The sequence below is a fragment of the Paenibacillus sp. ClWae2A genome (assembly GCF_032452295.1).
In the GTDB taxonomy this organism is placed as follows: Bacteria; Bacillota; Bacilli; order Paenibacillales; family Paenibacillaceae; genus Paenibacillus.
In genome coordinates this window covers 56,666-78,194 of the sequence record NZ_JAULSQ010000003.1, presented here as the reverse complement: position 1 = coordinate 78,194, position 21,529 = coordinate 56,666, and the positions used below count along the sequence as shown (strand labels likewise).

Below are 21,529 nucleotides of genomic sequence, written 5' to 3'. Positions count from 1 at the left end.
GCTATGACCACATTTTCAATAAAAGTTCGGGAAATCATGCTTTACATGGAATAATTTACTGGAAACGGGCCGACAATGATTAGCAGTACATGCATGGAACATGCAGTAAGCAAGTCATTTGAGGAGGTAACCTTGTGAAGAAAAGAATAATGGCATCGTTCATGACCCTTTGTATCCTGCTGTCCCTTTTGGCATCAACGGCATCGGCTGAAGAAACACCGAAGGCAGCGGGAGGAACTGACCTGGCCCCGTCGGCGCGCTCTGCGATCTTAATGGATGCAGATACGGGAACGGTCATTTATGAGAAAAACAGTCATGATCAGCTGCCTCCGGCGAGTATTACAAAAATTATGACAATGCTGCTTACAATCGAAGCGATTGACTCGGGCAAGCTGAAGCTGACGGACAAAGTAAGAACGAGCGAATATGCAGCTTCTATGGGCGGTTCTCAGATCTTCCTGGAGCCCGGGGAAGAAATGACGGTCGATGATATGTTAAAAGGGATCGCAATGGCTTCAGGCAATGATGCCTCAGTGGCTATGGCCGAGAAGATTGCTGGCTCGGAAGAAGCTTTTGTACAGCTAATGAATGAGCGTGCGAAGGAGCTTGGCATGAAGGATACTCATTTTGCCAACTGTAACGGTCTGCCGGTTGATAATCATTATTCTTCCGCCCATGATATTGCCGTCATGAGCCGTGAATTGCTGAAACACTCAGGGATTACGAAGTACACCGGCGCATATCAGGATTACCTTCGCAAAGATACGGAAAAGCCATTCTGGCTGGTGAACACGAACAAGCTGGTTCGTTTTTATCAAGGGGCAGACGGTTTGAAAACAGGTTACACATCCGAAGCGAAATTCTGCCTGTCCGCAACAGCGTCCAAAGATGGACTGCGTGTCGTTTCCGTGGTACTTGGTGAACCAAATACCAAAACACGTAATAGCGAAGTGTCTTCGATGTTTGACTATGCCTTTAGTCAGTATACGATGAAGGCTCTTTACAAGGCAGGGGATCTGCTGGGTAGTCTGAGAATCGAAAAAGGTGAAGTTGCCGAGTTGCCTCTAAATGCCACACAAAATTATAGTGTGTTGATGCGCAAAGGAGCCAAATCCAATGACATCCGGCATGAATTGCTAGTCGCCAAAGAATTGAAAGCTCCAATCAAAGCCGGGCAAAGTATAGGTAAACTTGTGGTTTACCAGGGCAATGACGTGATTAAGGAGTTCGACATTCAGGCTCCGCAGGATGTGAATAAGGCGGGCTGGTGGAAGTTGTTCAAGCGGACCACGTCCAACTTGTTTGACTAAACGGCGATTTCTGCGAGTTGCACGCATCCTTCGAACATATTTTGTAGTTAAATAGGGGTTTTCTTCTAGTTTTGTCGGGGGGCAGGAAAAGCCTTCGGAAGCGTAGAAATCCTTGTTCTAAGACAGGGAGGAGAGTGAGCAAACGTGAACTTGCATGTAGAAATGGAACACCATCGCGGGATTCTGATTGTACGATTATCCGGGGAGCTGGATCACCATACAGCTGACATGGTACGGATGCAGATGGATGAAGCCATCCAGCGGAGACAAAGCGAGCATCTCGTACTCAGCCTGAAAGATCTGCAATTTATGGACAGTTCGGGTCTGGGTGTCATTTTGGGAAGATACAAGCTCATTAAGAATAAAGGCGGCAAGATGGTGGTCTGTGACGTCAATTCGCCGGTGTACCGTTTGCTGGAAATGTCGGGGTTGTTCAAGATTATGCCGATATACGAAAATGAGGGAACTGCTCTCTCAGGTCTGGAGGTCGTCTCATGAATGAAGGAACAGGGACAAATTTCATGAATCTGCAATTCGCGGCCAAGTCAGAGAATGAATCGTTTGCACGGGTAACCGTTGCTGCGTTTATCTCCCAGCTTGATCCAACGATGGACGAGCTCAGTGACCTGAAGACGGTCATTTCGGAAGCCGTGACCAATAGCATCATCCACGGATACAACAACAACTCCGAAGGTGTTGTGTCCATCCAGGCCGAGATTCGGGAAGATATGATTACCATTATTGTGGAAGACCGCGGCGAAGGAATCGAAGATCTTGAACTGGCCAAGCAGCCGTTATATACGTCCAAACCCGAACTTGAGCGGTCGGGCATGGGCTTCACCATTATGGAAAACTTCATGGATGAATTCGAAGTCAGCAGTGAGCCCGGCAGAGGCACCTCCATCAAGATGAAAAAAAGGATTGAATCCAAGAAAGCATTGTATAATTAGGGGTTGGTGTTCTTATGGATGCTGAAGTGAAACCATCTTCACAGACCTATTTGGACGATGCCGAGGTCAAACGGCTGATTGCGCTCAGTCAGTCGGGTGACCATGTTTCACGGGATACGCTGGTGAACTGCAACATCAGACTCGTCTGGTCCGTCGTACAGCGTTTTATGAACAGGGGATATGATCCGGAAGATCTGTTCCAGATTGGTTGTATCGGTCTGCTCAAGTCAGTGGACAAATTCGATCTCAGTTATGACGTGAAGTTCTCAACCTACGCGGTACCGATGATCATCGGAGAAATCCAGCGATTCCTGCGGGATGACGGTACCCTGAAGGTCAGTCGTTCACTGAAAGAGATGGCGAATAAAGTCCGCAAAAAAAGGGACGAACTGTCCAAACATCTGGATCGTTTACCAACGATTAAGGAAGTTGCCGCAGAGCTGGGGGTAACCCCGGAGGAAGTTGTATTTGCCCAGGAAGCGAACAAACCACCGACCTCCATCCATGAGACGGTATTTGAAAACGACGGTGATCCCATCACGTTAATGGATCAGATTGCTGACGAGTCTCAGGAACGTTGGTTTGACAAGCTGGCCCTGAACGAGGCCATCGGTGGTCTCAGCGAGCGGGAGCGATTAATCGTTTATCTTCGGTATTACCGGGATCAAACCCAGTCCGAGGTTGCCAGCAGGCTGGGAATATCTCAGGTACAGGTATCACGTCTGGAGAAAAAAATACTGCAATCCATCCGCGACCAGATCGCGCAGTGATTTCGTGGGTTGCAACAACAATATTGGCGTTTATACACCAATATACGACAACTAACAACCTTCTATCGCGCATTATGGCGTGGGAGGTTATTTGTTGTTAATACGGGGAGATCCCGAACGATTGGACTGCATGACCAGCATCATGCCAAGAATACATGCCATACCAATCCATTGATAGAAGCCAAAAGGTTCATGGAGCCATATGACAGTTGTTCCAACAGCAGCAAGCGGCTCTGCGCTCCCGAGCAGGCTAGTTTCCTTGGGTGTAAGACTTTTGAGACTCGCAATATAAAACCAAAAAGCAATCATGGTTCCAAAAAGGATCGTAAATATCAAATAACCGTAGGTTTCGAGCGTGATGCTAGCAAAATTCATTTTCCAGGGTGGGTGAATAAAACTCATTCCCAAACCACCGATGATCATAGCCCAGCCGACCACAACAAGTGAATCGAACTTTTTAATCAGTTGCACGGCATACAGCGTATAAAATGCAGCTGAACCCCCCGATAACAGCCCCCATATCACTGCGAGCGAGGAGACAGATAACTGCGTAAGCGAGCCATTCGTCAGCAGGAGAAAACATCCACTGAGAGCCAGAACGGCGCATGCAAGGTCATTGCGTGTGAGGACAGACTGCTTACGGAGTGCGATGTAAATCATGATCATAACAGGGGACAGGTACTGCAGGAGTGTAGCCACCGCTGAATTGCCGTGTTTAATGGATGCCATGTACGTATACTGGACGGCAAGCATGCCCACCAATCCGAAAATGATCAGTTGTCCAGCCGTTTTTTTATTTCTCCACACATCAAAAATTTGAAATCGTCCATTTGTAAACAATTGAATAACCAGTAATACTAACCCAGCGATCAACAATCGTACAGTGACATACCAATTGACCTCAATTCCATCCAGTTGAAACAGTTTTTGAGATACCGTACCCCCAATGCCCCAGCAGATGGCTCCCGTCAGAACGAGTACGATGCCTGAAATTTTGGATTTTGCAGAAGTTGTCATTCTTGTTCGCCTCACCTTAAATATAAGAATAGTGTTATATTAAGGAGAAACGCGATACATTTATATCAATATTACACTTAAAAATATAACTATATTGAGATGAGGCCCATGCAGAAAATCGAATTTATCATTGATCAACATTTGAAAGAAATGACGCAACACCGTACCGATACATTATCTATAGCCTGTTATGAGACAACCATTGTTCAAAATGTTCACGGACATATTCCTCTCCACTGGCATGATGAATTGCAGTTTGTTGCCGTTCTTCAGGGTACGGCGTTGTTCCATATCAACGATCAAAAGATGATTTTGTCCAAAGGTGACGGGATTTTTATCAACAGTGGAGTAATGCATATGGCTGAAGATCGCGGTGTGAGCGAGAACTGCATCTATTTATGTCTGAATTTGTCCCCGCATGCTATCATGCCTTCGGATATGTATATAAAGTACGTACATCCATATGTAACAGCAACTAATTTGCCTTTTCTGTATATCGAAAGAGCTGACGCTTGGGGAGAACAGATTCTGGATGCGATTGCACGGATTAGAAAGGAGTTAGTGCACCCAGTTCCTTTTTACGAAGTGAATGTTGCTTCTACGGTGCTTAATATGTGGAAACTGCTGATTATGAACGGATATTCCCTGGAACATGATCCATCAGAGATGAGCAGAAACAACCGAATGAAAGACATGTTGCAATGGATTAATCTCAACTATGCCGATCCAATTAAGCTGGAAGATATTGCAAAGGCCGGACAGTTAAGTCGATCGGAGACGTGCCGTTATTTCAAGCAAATCCTGAAAACCACACCCATGCAATATGTGATCGAGTACCGCATCCAAAGAAGCATTGAACTATTGCAATCCTCCAAGCGTAGCATCACCGAAATTGCCTACGAGGTCGGTTTTAATAGCACGAGTTATTACATTAACCAATTCCGCAAAATAATGAATTCAACCCCTCTACGATTTAGAAGGGAATTGAACAAAAGAGAAAAATAAAATAATTGTTGAGTTATTGTTCATGATCCGTGAGCCTAGCTACTAATACCGAAGAGTCGCCCATACGGCGACTTTTTTGATATGTAAAATAATGCTCCGCACTCAGTCGCGCCTAAAATCGGTCACAAGGAGAGCGTATTAAAGGCTAATCTTCAAATTTCTACACAGTTGTAGTCTATGTTGTATTCAGAAGATAACTTCAAGAGTCATGAAATTCTGAGCAAAATAACCGCAAAAAGCTCTTCTTTTAATTCCCTTCCTGCCTACTCCCCAGCATACTTATTTCAAACGTTTGGAAACGGGAGGACGATGGGCAGCGGAGGGATGGAATCGGTCAAAAGGAGCGAAGCGTTCGCCTTTAGCACCGGATTTCCTCCTTGAAAAGGAGAGTTCAAGAGATCCGGGGATAACAGCGACCAATGACCGATCCATCTCGCAGCGTCAACTCACCCTTCCACCTTTTTTCCAACCCGTTTGTAATAAATTTGCACATTCTTCAAATACTAACCTAAATTACGCAGTAAAGGAGTGCTATGGATGTCCCAGACACCCACTCCAATGGTCTACGTTCGACTGCGCAGCCGTATTCGCATCCAGAGGGGCAGAGCAGTCAAGCTTGGAGACATTGCACATGTACTGACCTCTTCTGAAGACCAGGAGGGCAGGCTACTGGAGCTTGAACTTTTACGCCCTGGACCGGAGGATGGCAATCTGATCCTCATTGATATATTGCAGATTATTCCCCGAATTCGGCACATCTTGCCGGAGGTAAGCGTGGAACTGATGGGATCTGGTCATACGTTAGTTGAAGTCATCGCGGGAAATGGTCAACCTTCCAAGTCCCTGTTCATTCTGGTTTGGCTATTGCTTTTCTTCGGATCAGCCTTAACCATTATGAATTTTCATGCCGATGTGAACATGCAGGAAGTACAGATTCGAATTGTGGAGATGCTTACTGGGCATCGGGACGAACATCCCTATCTGTTTCAAGTGGCGTATTCCATTGGCATTGGATTCGGAATGGCAGTATTTTTTAATCATCTGTTCAAGAAAAAGTGGAATGAGGAGCCTACCCCGCTGGAAGTGGAGATGTTCCTATACCAGCAAAATGTAGATAAATATGTAGTGATTGAAGAAAGCGAACGGATGCACGAGCAGGAACGCAGGGAGATGAATGCGGATGAGCGTTCTTAATGGAGCAATCAGCATTGTATTGGGTGTTGCAGGGGGAATTGCCGTAGGAAGTGGCGTAATTGCGCTCATTCTGGTGCTCGATATGATTCCCAGGTTGGCTCAACTTACGCAATCGTATGACAAGACTCACTGGTACGAAGGGGCGCTAATTGGTGGATCACTGCTCGGGACGGTGGCGGATTTCTGGCACTGGAAAATGCATGGGGTGCTGCTGCTCAGCCCGATTGTTGGTTTGTTCTGTGGCGTGTTCATCGGTCTGCTGGCCGCGGCGCTCACTGAGGTACTTAATGTACTGCCCGTGCTGGCCAAACGATTGGGCATGAAACCTTATTTGTTTGGATTACTGCTCGCCATGATTTTGGGCAAAATGACAGGTTCCCTGTTTGATTTTTTTATATATCAGCGGTAACTCGTGGCCATAGGAGGATGGAAGATGGATGAACGAACGGAGCACACAGGCCAGGAAAATAGTGAAGGTATAACGGAAGAGATGTTACACAAGTCTGCTTATGAGATTCAGAAGGAAGAAGAGGAGAAAGCGTACAATAAGAAAAAACAAAATGAGATGTCCGACAGCATTGAGGAATCCGTACAATATTGGCAGGAAAACGATGATATCTCCCCACGCATGAGTGAGAATAGATATACATTACAACAGGTACTGGGGCTCGGAGAATCGTTTGACGTGAATATGAGGGAAATGGTCCTGGGTGGCAAGCACGTTGGATTGCTGATGATCACCGGCTTCGCCAAGGATGAGATTTTGCTTGAAGTGTTGAAAAGACTGACCTATCTTACGCCGGATGACGTGTCCGGACATGCACTCAAATCCTATTTTGAATGTTACATTCCCCATATTCAGGTGGAAAAAGTCGAGAAGATGAGTGCGGTTATCAACAAGGTTCTTACCGGTATGAGCGCAATGTTCGTTGAAGGGGACCGCTCGGTCTTGATTATGGATACCCGGAGTTATCCGGTACGTTCACCCGAAGAACCTTCATTGGAAAGGGTAGTTCGAGGTTCCAGAGACGGCTTTACCGAAACGCTTCTGACCAATGTGACCTTGGTGCGGCGCAGAATACGCGACCCTGGACTGAAGTTTGAGATCATGCAGGTGGGGCGGAGAACACAAACCGATGTCTGCGTGGTGTACATTGATGATATTGTAGATAAAGTGCAGGTGGATTCCGTTCGTGAAAAAATACAGCGAGTGGATATCGATGGTATTCCCGCCGCCGATAAGCAGTTGGAGGAAGCGATTATCAACAAGGGTTGGAATCCGTTCCCACTTGTTCGTTATTCGGAACGACCGGATGTTACAGCTTCCCATTTGCTGGAAGGGCGAGTTGTCATTTTCGTAGACACTTCTCCCAGTGTGATGATTCTGCCTACGACCTTCTTTGACCTGTGTGAGCATGCGGAGGAGAATAGACAGACGGCCTTAATGGGAACGTATTTACGATGGGTGCGTTTTGCAGGGATTCTCATATCGTTGTTTTTGCTACCACTGTGGCTGTTGATGGTTATTGATCCTTCGATTAAACCGATGGGACTTGACTTCATTGGTCCGCAGGAAAATGTAAAGCTACCACTGATTTTACAGTTTCTCCTGATCGAACTTGGTGTCGATTTATTACGGATGGCAGCAGTCCATACCCCTACACCTCTGGCCTCGGCTATGGGCTTGATCGCGGCAATTCTAGTCGGGGATATCGCCGTCAAAACAGGATATTTTGTCAATGAGGTTGTACTCTATATGGCTATCGCAGCCATCGGAATGTTTGCCACGCCGAGTTACGAGCTGGGGCTCGCTAACAGGCTCGTCAGGTTGTTTCTGCTCATTGCAGTAGCGATATTCAAGGTTCCTGGATTGGTCGTGGGCAGTACACTACTTATATTGGCGCTAACCGTTCACAGGTCGTACAATTCTTCGTATCTCTGGCCTTTTATACCGTTTAATGCAAAGGCCTTGGGTAACTTTTTATTCCGGCTTCCGCTGCTGGAAAATAAAAAACGTCCATCATTTAACAAAACCCGTGACAACACCAAAATGTCCGATGATCCGGACGGTGAACTGCGAAAAAGTAAAAAACACAAATGATCTTCCGAAAAATCCATTCATCTCGCTGCCTAATTTGATATACTGGTGTAAAATCATTGGAATAACAACTGTTCCAGTATACAAAAAAGTGAGGAATGCAGATTATGTATTTACATGGTACAAGTAAAATAAATGCGCAAGGGCATCTGGAGATTGGCGGAGTTGATGCAACAGATCTGAAAGAACAATTTGGAACTCCCCTGTACGTTGTGGACGAGCAATTGGTTCGTGAGCGTTGCAGAGAGTACATGGAAGCATTCCGTGCTTCCGGATTGGGCTTCCAGGTTGCATATGCAAGTAAAGCATTCTGTGTAATGGCGATGTGTGCCCTTGCAGCTGAAGAAGGACTTTCCTTGGATGTTGTATCTGATGGTGAACTGTTTACTGCACTGCAAGCAGGATTCCCGGCTGAGCGCATTCATTTCCACGGTAACAACAAAACGCTGGAAGAGATCGAAATGGCTCTTGATGCGGAGATTGGATGCTTTGTTGTTGATAACTTCAATGAATTGCATCTGTTGCAGGCTGTAGCAGCGGACAAAAATCGTAAAGTAAACATTTTGCTTCGTGTGACGCCTGGTGTTGAGGCCCATACGCATGAATATATTTCCACAGGTCAAACGGATTCGAAATTTGGATTCGATATCGGCAATGGTACAGCATTTGAAGCGATTGACTTGGCTTCCAAGCAGTCTAACCTGGTATTGCTCGGTGTGCATTCCCATATCGGTTCCCAGATTTTCGAAGTTGAGGGCTTCCAGATGGCTGTTCAACGTGTTGCTGAATTTGCAGCAAGCGTATATGAGCGTCTTAATGTTGCTTTCAAAGTGGTTAACCTGGGTGGTGGATTCGGAATCCGTTATATCGACGGAGATACGCCGCTTGAAGTTGCGCAATACGTGAAGGCTATTACAGACGCAGTTAAAAATTATTTTGCCCAAATCGGTTATGCCGTACCTGAGATCTGGGTTGAACCAGGCCGCAGCATCGTGGGTGAAGCAGGAACAACCCTTTATACTGTTGGAACAAGCAAAGACATTCCAGGCGTGCGTAAATACGTTGCCGTTGATGGTGGTATGACCGATAACCCACGTCCTGCTTTGTATGAATCCAAGTACGAAGCTGTGCTCGCTAACCGTGCGAATGAGGCTGCTCAGGAAACGGTATCTGTTGCGGGTAAATGCTGTGAGAGTGGCGATATGTTGATCTGGGATCTGGACCTGCCAAAAGTGGAAAGTGGCGATCTGCTCGCTGTAGCTTGCACAGGCGCGTATAACTACTCCATGGCTAGCAACTATAACCGGATTCGTCGTCCAGCTGTTGTATTTGTCAAAGACGGTCAAGGAGATGTCGTAGTACGCCGTGAGACGTATCAAGATATCATCCAGAATGACCTGGTACCAGCGCGCATTGGCAAACAGCCAGTTACTCGCTAATTTGTCAAAAGATAATGCGTTTCTGCATTATTCAGGATATAGGGATTTTACAGTTGAAGCAGATGAAAAGGGAACTTCCTTTTTCATCTGCTTTTTATGTATTCGGACTAAAATATGAAAAAAGTTACTGTTTTTTTTGCGATCCAGTCATTTTCGGTGTACACTAAGAAAAGTGTTGTAATGCTTGGCCCAGGGTCATGCGTTCTGGCACCATTAACGATGGTCACTACGAAAGGAGTCATTTACATATGGCGAAACAAGCGAAAATTAAATTGGCAAACGGCGGAGAAGTTTTGATCGATCTGTTCGATCAAGAAGCTCCAAACACAGTAGCAAACTTTGAGAAACTGGCTAACTCCGGTTTCTACAATGGTCTTACATTCCACCGCGTTATCCCGGGCTTTGTAGCTCAAGGCGGATGCCCTAACGGTTCCGGTGCAGGTGGTCCAGGTTACACTATCAACTGTGAAATCAACCCGAACAAACATGAGCGCGGAACACTTGCTATGGCACATGCTGGCCGTAACACAGGTGGAAGTCAGTTCTACATCTGCTACCAACCGCAACCACATTTGGATGGACAACATACTGTATTTGGTAAAGTAACTAAAGGTATGGAGTTCGTGGACGCTTTAGAAGGTAAAGACAAAATGGAAACTGTTGAAGTTGTAGAAGCTTAATACCTTCACCTTAACTGGATCCAAACATGAAGTGCTTCTTTTATAGAAGCACTTTTTTTATTTTTCTTATGTCACGTATTCGAAATCGATGATTGGAAAGGATGAATGAACCTTGGATATGGTTACTCAGCTAAGCTTGTTAAAACAAATTTATAGTGAGCGCACGTTGTGGGATGAAGAACTGCAGGCATCGCGACATGTCGTTCCGGATAGTCTATCCGTAAAGGATCGAGAAGCGCTTGAGGCAGCTGGGCATGAACCGAATCGATTTGTACGTCCGGAACATGATGAAACGATTACTGAGCTGAAAAAAGTTGCGAATCAATGGACGTTAAATGATGCAGCGCAGGCCTTTGTATCCTCTTTGTGGTCAGCACCCATGATCTGGCGCTCGTTGCTTACGGGCAAGCTTATTGCAAGCAGTATGCCAAGCCATGAACATACGCCATATCCATCTTCGAACACTTGTAAGATCTGCGGATTAAGTGTAGGTCAAGCAACCGACACAACGCTGCAATGGTATTGGCGGATGACCAATGGAACCCCGTTGGACGGTGATCCTTATGGATATGTGTTGGCACTTCGAGAGCTGGCTGCTGCGCAGGAGCTTCCAATACCCAATGAGTACGACCGCTGGACATTCCGTGCGGTGTTAACGGTGCTGCGCGAATTACCTCCCAAAACACGTTACAGCAAGGCAGCAGTAGCGCTCAAGAAGGAACGTCTTTTGCCTACACAGAAGGAATATGCCTACCGTGATTTGCTTGAGACGTTAGCTCTGATTGGCATATTGGATACGCCGGAACATCCTGGAATGATCACGGAATTCACCACATACATGCAACGTGACGCACGCCCCAATGTTCGGGTTGAAGTGCAGGCCCCTCTGGCATGGTGGGATTCATCTGTCGGAATTAATGAGAACAACCTGAAAAAGATATTTCATGATTTTGATCTGAATAATATATCACTTGCGGATAAGCCTGATGAGAGTCCAGCTGTAAAGGACACGATCTTAGGAGCATTGGAGAAGAAGAGAAGCGTTCGCGGAAAAGTACCGAAGGCATCTCCTGATGCAGGTACCGGGGAAGTACAGTCTGGGGATGTGTACGCTGTTCGGGTCCGGGAAGGTGTATGGGTGACAGTATATTGTCATGAAGTCAGAGATAAACGTGTCATTGTTGAATATCTGGATGGTGTCTTTCCAGAGATGCCGGGAAAAGCAGATTTGCATGGGACGTTTCGACCACGAACGAATGGACGCTGGCAATGCTCAGCTATCGCGATTGATTCCACAAGTTGGGTCAGAAGGGTGGCAAGAGAATTTCCGATTCCTGTTTCGCCGCTGCCAGAACCTGATCGCTTGCCATTTCACAATGCCAAAGAATTGAAGCATATGGCGAGCTGGTGTTTTCCAGAATTGTAGAATGATACGATGGATGTGAAATGTGCCTCCAAACAAAAACCGTGCCTCCTTGAGAGGAAGCGGTTTTTGTTGTTTCTTAGCTTATTAAAAGTTAGTATGTGACAAAAAGGAACAAAAAACAATTGATTTTTTGGCATTAAAGTGCTAACATCCAAGTAATAACGAAAGCAATCCTTCAGGGCAGGGTGCAATTCCCTACCGGCGGTGATGCAGGAAGTGTAAGGACACATGTCCAGCACTTGATGCAAAGTCCGTGACCTGTCTGCCTGTGGCAGATGGCTGATCTGGTGTAATTCCAGAACCGACAGTATAGTCTGGATGGGAGAAGGAGAGGTGCAGACCTAACAGGTTTGCATTCAGCAGGAGTATTGCTGCACAGTCACGATTTGTGATGTCTTGCACTGTGCAGGGAAGATCCGGTTACACCGGACAGTTCCATACATATGCCACACGATAAAGCTCTTTACCTCTAATTGATGTTCATTAAGGTATGTGTCTATTTTCACTTGCCCGAAATGAAGTTTTGGGCAAAGTGTTGGCGTGCTGTATCCATTTCACTCCTGCTGGTGACATTTGTCTCTCATCATCCCCATCGAACTGATTGTTCGACGGGGATTTTTTAATAAACAAGACTTTAAACCGCGGGGTGAACGGATTTGGAAATGATCAATGATGAATTTTATATGGCACTGGCATTGGATATGGCGGAACGAGCACAGGGACAGACGGGGATTAATCCGGTCGTTGGATGTGTAGTTGTGAAAGAGGGTCGTATTGTAGGCCTGGGGAGCCATCTGAAACGTGGAACCGGTCATGCGGAGGTGCATGCACTTAACATGGCAGGCAGTGATGCTGAAGGAAGTACGGTATACGTTACACTTGAGCCTTGTAGTCATTATGGCAAGACGCCACCTTGTAGTGAACGCCTGATTCATGAAAAGGTGAAACGTGTTGTGGTATGTTGTGAAGATCCAAATCCGCAAGTATCCGGCAGAGGCATAAGCATGCTTCGTCAACAAGGCATTGAAGTTGAAGTTGGCGTACTGCGTGAGCGTGGAAGACGCATGAATGAAAAATTCATTAAATTTATTACAACGGGTCTACCTTTCGTGACACTGAAGACAGCTACTACTTTGGATGGGAAAATTGCTACTCGCAGCGGAGACAGCAAGTGGATCTCCAACGAGCCGGCTCGTGAGATTGTGCATGCCCTTCGTCATCGTCACCAGGCAATCATGGTTGGCGTCGACACGGTGATCGCAGATAATCCGGAGCTTACAACCCGCTTGCAAGTGGAAGGCATTAGTCCGGTGCGTATCGTGGTGGATTCCAAGTTGCGTCTTCCGGTAGGTGCCAAAATGGTTAAGGATGGTCTTGTTCCAACATGGGTACTGACAACAGACGAAGCCAGTCCTGAAGCTGCTGAACGTTTGGAAGCCTACGGCGTTGAAATAATACGCTGTGGTCCTGGACCACGTGTGGATCTGTTAAGCGGACTTAGCAAGTTGGGTGAGCGTGAGATTGGTTCAATTTTGCTTGAAGGTGGGGGCACCTTGAATGGAGCTATGCTGGAGGCACGGTTGGTCGATCGACTGCTGATGTTCATCGCTCCGAAGATTGTAGGCGGTTATGATACACCTGGAAGCTTCCGCTTCGAGGGTGTGGAACGTATGAATCAGGCGATTCAATTGAATCAGTTGGAGATTGAACAAGTTGGAGATAATATCAGCATTGGCGGTATTCCGGTGTGGCCTGAATAAATAAATGGATTTGAAAAAAAGTAGTTAGGTTCTTTATAAATGAAACAAGGGAGGCGGCAGCATGTTTACCGGTTTGGTGGAAGAAGTCGGTCAGATCCGGCGTATTGGTCGGAAAGGCGAAGCGATGGTCCTGAATATCGGAGCTTCCGCCATCATGGACGATCTGAAGATTGGTGATAGTGTAGCAGTGAACGGCGTGTGCTTAACTGCGACAACGCTCGAAGGTGGAGGTTTTACCGCCGATGTAATGCCTGAAACCTATCGCCATACCAATCTCAGTCAGCTGCAATCTGGCAGTAAAGTTAATCTGGAGCGGGCCATGCAATCTGGCGGTCGTTTTGGCGGACATATCGTTCAGGGGCATGTCGATGGTACCGGAGTGATTGGCAGTATAACACGTGATCAGAATGCGATTGTGTTTGAGATCAAGCCTGATGATCACCAGTTGTTCAAATACCTGATCCCCAAAGGATCGGTTACATTGGATGGCATTAGTTTGACCGTTGTCCATACGTCGGATACCGCATTCACGGTTTCCATTATCCCGCATACCATTGGTGAAACTGTACTAAATGTGAAAAAGACAGGGGATACCATTAATATCGAATGCGATATTTTGGGTAAATATGTGGATCATCTGCTCCAGTATGGGAGAGGACATCGGGAGACGGGTGCTGGCAAGCCGCGCAGTATCAGTGAAGATTTTCTCGCCAATCACGGATTTGCATAAATAGAGAACAGAAATAAACTGGAGGTGGACTAATGTCAGAACAATCCATTCTGGACACAATAGAAGAAGCCATATATGATCTCATGCGTGGTAAACCCGTCATTGTTGTGGATGATGAAGATCGGGAGAATGAAGGCGATTTTATCGCTTTGGCCGAAAAGGCGACACCTGAAGTCATTAATTTTATGATTACTGAAGGTAGAGGTCTGGTCTGTGTTCCGATTACACAACAACGTGCGGACGAACTTAACCTGAAACCGATGGTTCAACAAAATACGGATTTCCATGGAACAGCCTTCACCGTCTCTGTGGACCACAAAGATACGACAACAGGTATCTCGGCACATGAACGTTCCATTACCGTGAAAGGTCTGATCGATCCTGAGGCGAAAGCCGGGGACTTCCGTAAGCCTGGTCACATGTTCCCGTTGATTGCAAAAGACGGCGGCGTGCTTCGACGTGCCGGACATACGGAAGCGGCTGTAGATCTCGCTATCATGTGTGGTTCCTACCCTGCCGGCGTTATCTGTGAAGTGATTAAGGAAGATGGCACAATGGCCAGACTTCCGGATCTGCAGGAGATTGCCCGCAAGCATGATCTGAAGCTGATCAGTATTCAGGACATGATTCGTTACCGTAACGAAAAAGAGCAGCTGGTTCAACGTGAAGTGGCTGTGCGTATGCCAACGGACTTTGGCGAGTTTCAAGCGGTGGCTTATACAAACGCTGTGGATAACAAGGAACATGTGGCTTTGGTCAAAGGTGAAATAGATGGTTCCAAACCCGTACTTGTACGTGTGCACTCTGAATGTTTGACTGGTGATGTATTCCATTCCCATCGTTGTGACTGTGGTCCTCAGTTTGATGCGGCACTCAAACAGATTAACGAGGAAGGCAACGGCGTACTGCTCTATATGAGACAGGAAGGCCGGGGCATTGGGCTAATCAACAAACTCAAAGCCTACAAGCTGCAAGAGGAAGGTCTGGATACGGTGGATGCAAACCTGAAGCTGGGTTTTGCTGCCGACTTGCGTGATTACGGGATTGGCGCTCAAATTCTGAAAGACCTTGGGGTTCGTCAGATCAGACTGCTAACTAACAATCCTCGTAAAATTAAAGGTCTTGAGGGATATGGACTTGAAGTCGTAGAGCGTGTCGCGATCCAGATGGAGGAGAACGAGGACAATACGGTTTATCTTCATACCAAGCAAGCCAAGCTGGGGCATATGCTAAAGTTCGATGATATCGAACAAAACGAACAGTAAATATATTTTAGATGAATAACGTTCACCATGTAATTTATGGAAGAGATTAATTAGGAGTTCCGTTACTTACATTACATTATACCGTTAGGGAGATGACTTGAATGCCACAATTTTTTGAAGGACATTTAGTATCAGAAGGATCACGATATGGAGTTGTCGTTGGACGTTTCAACGAATTCATTACCAGTAAATTGCTTAGCGCAGCGCTTGATGCATTCAAACGTCACGGCGTGCAGGATGATGAAGTGGATGTAGCCTGGGTTCCAGGTGCGTTCGAAATCCCTCTGATTGCGCAGAAAATGGCGGAGAGCGGCAAGTATGATGCGGTGATTACCTTGGGAACTGTCATTCGTGGATCCACTACGCATTACGATTATGTGTGCAACGAGATGGCTAAAGGGGTAGCAGCAATCAACCTGAAAACTGGCGTGCCTACGATCTTTGGACTGGTTACAACAGAAAATATTGAACAAGCGATTGAACGTGCCGGAACCAAAGCGGGTAACAAAGGTTGGGATGCAGCTACGGCGGCAATTGAGATGGCAAACTTGACGAAACAGCTAAAATAGTGCTTATTTAATAGTAGTGCCCTGCTTTGCGCAGACGAACACGGGAAACCGGATTCGGACGGCTTAGCAGGGTTTTGTATTTTTCTGGCGGGAGGATTCGTCTAGTGACGGTAGTTACATACAAACTGGAGACTTTTGAAGGGCCTTTGGATCTGCTGCTTCATTTGATTGATAAGGCTGAAATTCATATCCAGGATATTCCCATCAGCGATATTACCGATCAATACATGGCGTACCTGCATTCAATGCAGGAACTGGAACTGGATATTACGAGTGAATTTCTGGTCATGGCAGCAACATTGCTGTCGATCAAGAGCAAACTTTTACTGCCTAAACCACCGGTAATTGAGGACTTCGAGGATTATGATTTTATGGAAGAAGAAGATTATGATCCACGTGCAGAGCTGATTGCACGTCTGATAGAATATCGCAAGTACAAGGGGATTGCGCGTCATCTTCATGAACGGGAGTGGGAACGCAGCCTTATATTTTCCAAAGAGCCCGAGGATCTGCGCCCCTATATGCCCGTAGAAGCCCAATCGAACCCGGTTGAGGGTTTACACACCTCTGACCTGATTGCAGCCTTTCAGAAGGCGCTACGCAAGGCTGAGAAGCGCACAACTGTAACCCGAATCAAACGGGATGAGATTTCGGTTAAGGACCGCATACGGGATGTCATCGGCGCTTTGGAAAGTATGGGGCCGGGAGGCAGACTGTTATTCTCCAAGTTGATGGACGAGCATATCTATCGCCATGAGATTGTTGTCACTTTTCTGGCGGTGCTGGAACTGATGAAGATGAAGCAGATTGTCTGTTATCAGGAACGGATGTTTGAGGATATCGTTATGGAGTGGAGAGGGGAAACAAAGAATCATGGATTTTCCGAAATTGAAATCAATTATTGAAGGCCTGCTGTTTTTGTCCGGAGAAGAAGGTCTGAGTATCAAACAAATTGCCGAGATCGTCGACCAGCGAGTGGAGCTTGTAACGGACGCGATTGAGGAGATGATTCATGAATTTTCACAGCAGGGACGAGGTGTACAGATTCTCAAGATCGCTGGTGTAGTTCAGTTGGGCACCTTGCCTGACCACGCTGTATATTTCGAGAAACTGGCATACTCTCCCGCACGAACGTCCTTATCCCAAGCGGCTCTGGAGACGCTGGCCATTGTGGCGTATCGTCAGCCGATTACACGGGTAGAGATTGAGGAAATCCGCGGTGTAAAATCGGAGCGAGCCATCCATACGCTTGTGAATAAGGATCTGATTATTGAAGTGGGACGAGCCGAGGCGATCGGACGACCAATTCTGTACGGAACGACCAAGTCATTTCTGGATTATTTCGGATTGGCTTCAATTAAAGACCTTCCGGAACCGGGCTTGTTTGAAGATTCGGAGAACCTGGAGGAAGAGACACAACTGTTATTCAACAAACTGGATTTGCAACAACTGGAACCGGAAAGTGTTGATCCGGCGGATGACCTAAGTCATATCGACAACGAAGACGATAATACGGATTCTTCACTCTAATTTTGCAAGCTCATACTAACCGACACCCATCAGTGGAGTCGGTTTTTTTGTGCATTATTTTTAAGATAAATTGAACTAAAGATTTTACACATAACGGAGAGGACAGAAATAATCTGAAGAAACGGAGTGTTCGCCTAAAAGCTTTCTGAATGAAAGCTGCATCGGAAGCATACGCTCATCCCCGGATTTACCCTTTAGAGAAGGGAATCAAAAAAATCTGGGGATAACAGCGATCGGAAGGTTATTCTGTCATCGGAGTGACCAGTGTAACTAATCTTTAGTCCAATTTGTGTATATAAAAGGTTACGGACCGGTTCCAAACAAATATGAAATGGGATTTTTAGGTCAGACGTGAATTTTTTCCTATCCAGAGTGCCATACTAGACGAGAAAAGAATTGAGGGCTTGGAGGTAAGGCCTGTGTGGATTTGGCTTGGAGGAATCGGTTTGTTGTTCGCATTGCTGATTGCCGCAGTCCTCATCTCAAATGTTCATGTACATTTTACATTCAGTAAACATAAAAGTGATGATTACGCCAATATTAATGTTCGTTTTTTCTATGGAATTGTGCGGATTAACTATGAGATCCCGAGTATTGTTTTTCGCAATATGAAGGAAGGTTTTCTGGTCAAGACCGAACAATCCATGAATCATTCCAGAGGGGAGGCCCAGGGAAGCGAGCGGGTCAACAAACGCAAAGTCAAGAAGTGGGCTAAAGATGTGAAAATTATGCTCAGGGCGACGGATGCGCTCAAGATATGGCTTAAGCAAACACTCACGCGCGTACATATGACTCAACTGTCCTGGGCTACCCACATCGGCGTTGGTGATGCAGCATATACAGCGGTGCTGACGGGCTGGGTGTGGAGTATCAAGTCCATTATTATTGGTTTTCTCACCTATCAGATTCGCTTCGATAAGACACCTGTGCTTCAGGTTATGCCGGTATGGTCCGATGAAATGGAATTCAGAACGGAGCTTGATTGCAGAGTGAAAATTCGGATTACAGCCGTTCTGATCGCTGGAATTACACTACTCACCCGTGTGCTTCAAGTCGAAGGCGGATGGCGTATGTGGTTCAAACTTCTTCGGGAACAGCGCCGCAAGCGTAAGGAAAAGCAAAAGCAAAAGCTTAGTGGGACAGCACAATAAATTCCCATCAGATCAGGTCTGTTTTGCGAACGTGAGGTTGGGGTTCGGTGAATGTACTTAAATGCTTATGTACATAAGTCCCTTCAAGTTTGGGGATGATATGGTTAGATCAAACCTAGCTTACATTGAAACTGGAGGGAATTCAAATGTCAGATCATCCAATTCAAGGCTTAATGGAAACCGCAATGGAAAATATCAAGGCCATGGTGGATGTCAATACAATTGTTGGCGATGCAGTCGAAACACCAGATGGTACCGTGATTTTGCCAATCAGTAAGGTGGGATTCGGATTTGCTGCCGGTGGTAGTGATTTTCACGTTAATGGAGAAAGTAGTGGCAAAAGTGGTGCTACAAGTACCTCTACTGAACATGCCAGTTCAGCTAAAGTAGCTTCTCCATTTGGTGGCGGTAGTGGTGGCGGTGTATCCATACGTCCAATTGCGTTCCTGGTAGTGGGTAAACAGGGGGTACACATTGTACCACTCGATAACTCCACACATCTGTTTGAGAAACTCATCGACTCTACCCCTTATGTTCTGGACCGAATTCAAGGCATGTTCCAACGTAATACAACACCAACGAATACAACAGGTGTACCGGTTACACCAGATCCATCAACTTATAGCTGAATCATTTTGTCATGATCCCTCCCGCATCCAAGCGTGAGGGATTTTTGCTGTTTGTATAGCGAAGGGTGAGTGTTTTTTCGGAGGTTTCCGTATTGCATGAGACTTATGTCTGTGATCCGCCTAACCTAGACATGAAATAGGTTATTGAAGGGGGAACGTTAATGCACAGAGACACCGCTTTTATGGTTTTGTTTGGCTGGCTGCTATCGGCAGTCGTGTATTTGGTAGGAGGAATTGATCACCTGTTTATTGCAGTGACCATCTTTGTGGGGCTGGATTACATCACAGGGGTGCTGTCTGCATGGTATAAGAAGGAGTTATCCAGCAGGGTTGGATGGTGGGGGCTTGCTCGTAAATCATTGACATTTGTTTTTGTCATTATTGCACATCAACTGGATATGGTTGCAGGCAATTCCAATGATTTTATGCGAGATGCGATGTTAATGTTTATTATCGGTACGGAAGGAATCAGTATATTGGAGAATCTGGGGAAACTGGGCCTGCCTGTCCCGAAGTTTATCACTTCAGCTCTCTTTAAGCTTCGAGGCAATGAAGATCAAGTTGAAGACGAGGGGAAGATGTAATGTTACAGATCATCAAGGATTACATACCTGTTAATAAATACAGTCGAGCTGGACTGAAATTAAAAGCAAAACGTGGGATTGTGATGCATTATACGGCTTCTCCTGGGGCGCCCGCCAAGAACATTAGTAAGTACTTTGCAAGTCTGGCACAGCAAGATTCCAATAAAGCAGTGAAAGGTCGTTATGCAAGTGCACATTTCTCGGTAGATCGAACGTCGATATATAACAGCCTCCCGGATGATGAACTAGCCTATCACTGTGGGAGCGAAACATACACGAAGGAAGCTCTAGCTAAACTTGGGACATATCCGAACAATAGTACAGTGGGCATTGAGATGTGCATTGAAAAAGATGGAAGTATCCATGAAGATACATTCAATAACGTTGTAGACCTCGCGGTATACCTAATCAGGGAACGGGGCTTTCCACCCGTCTTCTTCACACATAAAGAAGTGGTTGGATGGAAGGAATGCCCACTGCCATGGATTAAACAACCAGGTGAATATGAAAGATATAAGCAAGCAGTACATGTAAAATTAAACCCACTGCAAGAAATAGCAGTCACGGAGGATGATGATATGAATACGGTTCTGGATTATGCACAATGGGCCTGGAATGAACTTGATCAGTACATTGGAGATGCCTACAACGACAAGGTGATTGAAGATTGGGCATGGGTAGAGAAGGTTCGCAAGAAAAAGTTAACTTATGGAGAGTTGCTGTTGCTGAAGGTTTTGATTGATGAGCGCAGACGTAAAAAGGCCTAACCGCGAGAGTATATTGATTAAGGGCTAAGGATGCTTGCTGGTTAACCAGGAGCTAAAGTGCGCCGGATCTTTCAAAAAATAAAAATATTGTATAATCACAATATGATCAGGATACTCAAGTTCATATTGGGTCTGAATCGAGGATTCATCGACGACTCCAATAACAGGGAGTTGATTTGTTTCGATCACATGTGTTGGTGTGGGTGAACTCATACAATCATCCTTTCGTTTATTAAGTCAGAGTCAATAGGGGCGATGGAGATGTCCATGGTCCCTAGATGACCTATACGAGGCAGGATGGAGAAGGTTAAGCTGATCCGGTTCACAACGGGTTAAAAATTCATAAATATAAATAAGCAGAACCCCACGTCGAATGTGATGTGGGGTTCTGCTTATTTAATTACTCTTTTGAGAACGTGTCCAGGGCCTCATCTGTAAGATGGAGTTCTGCGAAAGCCCTGCATATCTTTTGGAAAGATCTAATGGTATTTGTCTCGTACAACATCTCAATGGGATCAAAGCCTAACATGACAAGCGAATCCACAAGTTCTGTCTGATCTACTTCTGTATGGTGGAGTGCTTCAAGCATGGTTTCAATAACTGCTAAAAATAAAATGGCTTTATTCACTGTCTCGATTGGTGTCCCCTCCTTCGT

24 protein-coding genes and 1 riboswitch are annotated in these 21,529 nt (G+C 45.9%); of the genes, 21 read left to right on the top strand and 3 right to left on the bottom strand.

All coding sequences use genetic code 11. From position 1 onward, the window contains the following. Positions 1 to 134: 134 nt before the first annotated feature. The 4 genes from QVE09_RS11535 (at position 135) to sigF (ending at position 3,030) form a co-directional block, all read left to right on the top strand. On the top strand, positions 135 to 1,310 hold the full coding sequence (locus QVE09_RS11535; RefSeq protein ID WP_315936945.1) for a D-alanyl-D-alanine carboxypeptidase family protein: 1,176 nt from the start codon (positions 135 to 137) through the stop codon (positions 1,308 to 1,310). Between the two features lie 144 nt (positions 1,311 to 1,454). Further along, positions 1,455 to 1,808 (top strand): anti-sigma F factor antagonist, encoded by a 354-nt coding sequence (gene spoIIAA / locus QVE09_RS11530; protein WP_017687636.1) that lies wholly within the window; start codon positions 1,455 to 1,457, stop codon positions 1,806 to 1,808. Continuing rightward, positions 1,805 to 2,260, top strand: coding sequence for an anti-sigma F factor (gene spoIIAB / locus QVE09_RS11525; protein WP_036672324.1), 456 nt, complete (start codon positions 1,805 to 1,807; stop codon positions 2,258 to 2,260). Before spoIIAA ends, spoIIAB begins: the two co-directional genes overlap by 4 nt. Positions 2,261 to 2,274: 14 nt before the next feature. Beyond that, the gene (gene sigF / locus QVE09_RS11520; RefSeq protein ID WP_036607856.1) at positions 2,275 to 3,030 is read left to right on the top strand and encodes an RNA polymerase sporulation sigma factor SigF; all 756 of its coding nucleotides are present in this window, start codon (positions 2,275 to 2,277) and stop codon (positions 3,028 to 3,030) included. Positions 3,031 to 3,117: 87 nt separating this feature from the next. On the opposite strand, the gene QVE09_RS11515 is transcribed toward sigF, so the two are convergent. Beyond that, on the bottom strand, positions 3,118 to 4,047 hold the full coding sequence (locus tag QVE09_RS11515; protein ID WP_315936944.1) for an EamA family transporter: 930 nt from the start codon (positions 4,045 to 4,047) through the stop codon (positions 3,118 to 3,120). A gap of 108 nt (positions 4,048 to 4,155) precedes the next feature. Between QVE09_RS11515 and QVE09_RS11510 the strand changes: the two genes are divergently transcribed. The 17 genes from QVE09_RS11510 to QVE09_RS11430 all read left to right on the top strand — a co-directional run bounded on the left by QVE09_RS11510 (position 4,156) and on the right by QVE09_RS11430 (position 20,874). Beyond that, on the top strand, positions 4,156 to 5,052 hold the full coding sequence (locus tag QVE09_RS11510; RefSeq protein ID WP_315936943.1) for an AraC family transcriptional regulator: 897 nt from the start codon (positions 4,156 to 4,158) through the stop codon (positions 5,050 to 5,052). Between the two features lie 537 nt (positions 5,053 to 5,589). Next, a complete protein-coding gene (locus QVE09_RS11505; RefSeq protein WP_315936942.1) occupies positions 5,590 to 6,246 on the top strand; it encodes a stage V sporulation protein AA in 657 nt (218 codons plus the stop codon). Then, positions 6,227 to 6,655, top strand: a complete 429-nt coding sequence (locus tag QVE09_RS11500; RefSeq protein WP_211083510.1) for a stage V sporulation protein AB — start codon at positions 6,227 to 6,229, stop codon at positions 6,653 to 6,655. The genes QVE09_RS11505 and QVE09_RS11500 overlap by 20 nt, the downstream gene beginning before the upstream one ends. Before the next feature lie 24 nt (positions 6,656 to 6,679). Then, positions 6,680 to 8,347 carry a spore germination protein gene (locus QVE09_RS11495; RefSeq protein ID WP_315936941.1) on the top strand — a complete coding sequence of 556 codons (1,668 nt, stop codon included), beginning with the start codon at positions 6,680 to 6,682 and terminating at the stop codon, positions 8,345 to 8,347. Positions 8,348 to 8,451: 104 nt separating this feature from the next. Further along, positions 8,452 to 9,783 carry a diaminopimelate decarboxylase gene (lysA, locus tag QVE09_RS11490; RefSeq protein WP_315936940.1) on the top strand — a complete coding sequence of 444 codons (1,332 nt, stop codon included), beginning with the start codon at positions 8,452 to 8,454 and terminating at the stop codon, positions 9,781 to 9,783. Between the two features lie 248 nt (positions 9,784 to 10,031). Then, complete coding sequence (locus QVE09_RS11485) at positions 10,032 to 10,463, top strand: peptidylprolyl isomerase (protein ID WP_017687646.1); 432 nt, start codon at positions 10,032 to 10,034, stop codon at positions 10,461 to 10,463. Between the two features lie 118 nt (positions 10,464 to 10,581). Beyond that, positions 10,582 to 11,889, top strand: coding sequence for a hypothetical protein (locus QVE09_RS11480; protein ID WP_315937363.1), 1,308 nt, complete (start codon positions 10,582 to 10,584; stop codon positions 11,887 to 11,889). Between the two features lie 167 nt (positions 11,890 to 12,056). Next, a riboswitch (FMN riboswitch) is annotated at positions 12,057 to 12,223 on the top strand. Positions 12,224 to 12,545: 322 nt separating this feature from the next. Then, positions 12,546 to 13,649 (top strand): bifunctional diaminohydroxyphosphoribosylaminopyrimidine deaminase/5-amino-6-(5-phosphoribosylamino)uracil reductase RibD, encoded by a 1,104-nt coding sequence (gene ribD / locus QVE09_RS11475; protein WP_315936939.1) that lies wholly within the window; start codon positions 12,546 to 12,548, stop codon positions 13,647 to 13,649. 61 nt (positions 13,650 to 13,710) lie between these two features. Next, positions 13,711 to 14,379 (top strand): riboflavin synthase, encoded by a 669-nt coding sequence (ribE, locus tag QVE09_RS11470; protein WP_150364570.1) that lies wholly within the window; start codon positions 13,711 to 13,713, stop codon positions 14,377 to 14,379. A gap of 32 nt (positions 14,380 to 14,411) precedes the next feature. After that, positions 14,412 to 15,644: a bifunctional 3,4-dihydroxy-2-butanone-4-phosphate synthase/GTP cyclohydrolase II gene (locus QVE09_RS11465; RefSeq protein ID WP_091028885.1), complete on the top strand. Its 1,233-nt coding sequence runs from the start codon at positions 14,412 to 14,414 to the stop codon at positions 15,642 to 15,644. A 101-nt stretch (positions 15,645 to 15,745) separates the two neighbouring features. Next, a complete protein-coding gene (ribH, locus tag QVE09_RS11460) occupies positions 15,746 to 16,213 on the top strand; it encodes a 6,7-dimethyl-8-ribityllumazine synthase (protein ID WP_017687651.1) in 468 nt (155 codons plus the stop codon). 104 nt (positions 16,214 to 16,317) lie between these two features. Next, entirely contained in the window at positions 16,318 to 17,118 is an 801-nt protein-coding gene (locus tag QVE09_RS11455) for a segregation and condensation protein A (protein ID WP_253438698.1), read from the top strand. Further along, positions 17,087 to 17,743: an SMC-Scp complex subunit ScpB gene (scpB, locus tag QVE09_RS11450; protein WP_105599500.1), complete on the top strand. Its 657-nt coding sequence runs from the start codon at positions 17,087 to 17,089 to the stop codon at positions 17,741 to 17,743. The genes QVE09_RS11455 and scpB overlap by 32 nt, the downstream gene beginning before the upstream one ends. Before the next feature lie 419 nt (positions 17,744 to 18,162). Further along, positions 18,163 to 18,894 (top strand): DUF2953 domain-containing protein, encoded by a 732-nt coding sequence (locus QVE09_RS11445; RefSeq protein ID WP_315936938.1) that lies wholly within the window; start codon positions 18,163 to 18,165, stop codon positions 18,892 to 18,894. Positions 18,895 to 19,040: 146 nt separating this feature from the next. After that, positions 19,041 to 19,523 carry a GerW family sporulation protein gene (gene ytfJ / locus QVE09_RS11440; protein WP_315936937.1) on the top strand — a complete coding sequence of 161 codons (483 nt, stop codon included), beginning with the start codon at positions 19,041 to 19,043 and terminating at the stop codon, positions 19,521 to 19,523. A 161-nt stretch (positions 19,524 to 19,684) separates the two neighbouring features. Then, complete coding sequence (locus QVE09_RS11435) at positions 19,685 to 20,107, top strand: phage holin family protein (RefSeq protein ID WP_315936936.1); 423 nt, start codon at positions 19,685 to 19,687, stop codon at positions 20,105 to 20,107. Further along, a complete protein-coding gene (locus QVE09_RS11430; protein ID WP_315936935.1) occupies positions 20,107 to 20,874 on the top strand; it encodes a peptidoglycan recognition protein family protein in 768 nt (255 codons plus the stop codon). Before QVE09_RS11435 ends, QVE09_RS11430 begins: the two co-directional genes overlap by 1 nt. A 24-nt stretch (positions 20,875 to 20,898) precedes the next feature. Here QVE09_RS11430 and QVE09_RS11425 read toward each other — a convergent pair whose 3' ends face one another. Together QVE09_RS11425 and QVE09_RS11420 are read right to left on the bottom strand one after the other, a co-directional pair. Further along, complete coding sequence (locus QVE09_RS11425) at positions 20,899 to 21,087, bottom strand: hypothetical protein (RefSeq protein WP_315936934.1); 189 nt, start codon at positions 21,085 to 21,087, stop codon at positions 20,899 to 20,901. Positions 21,088 to 21,274: 187 nt separating this feature from the next. After that, complete coding sequence (locus QVE09_RS11420; protein ID WP_036607823.1) at positions 21,275 to 21,502, bottom strand: hypothetical protein; 228 nt, start codon at positions 21,500 to 21,502, stop codon at positions 21,275 to 21,277. Positions 21,503 to 21,529 lie beyond the last annotated feature (27 nt).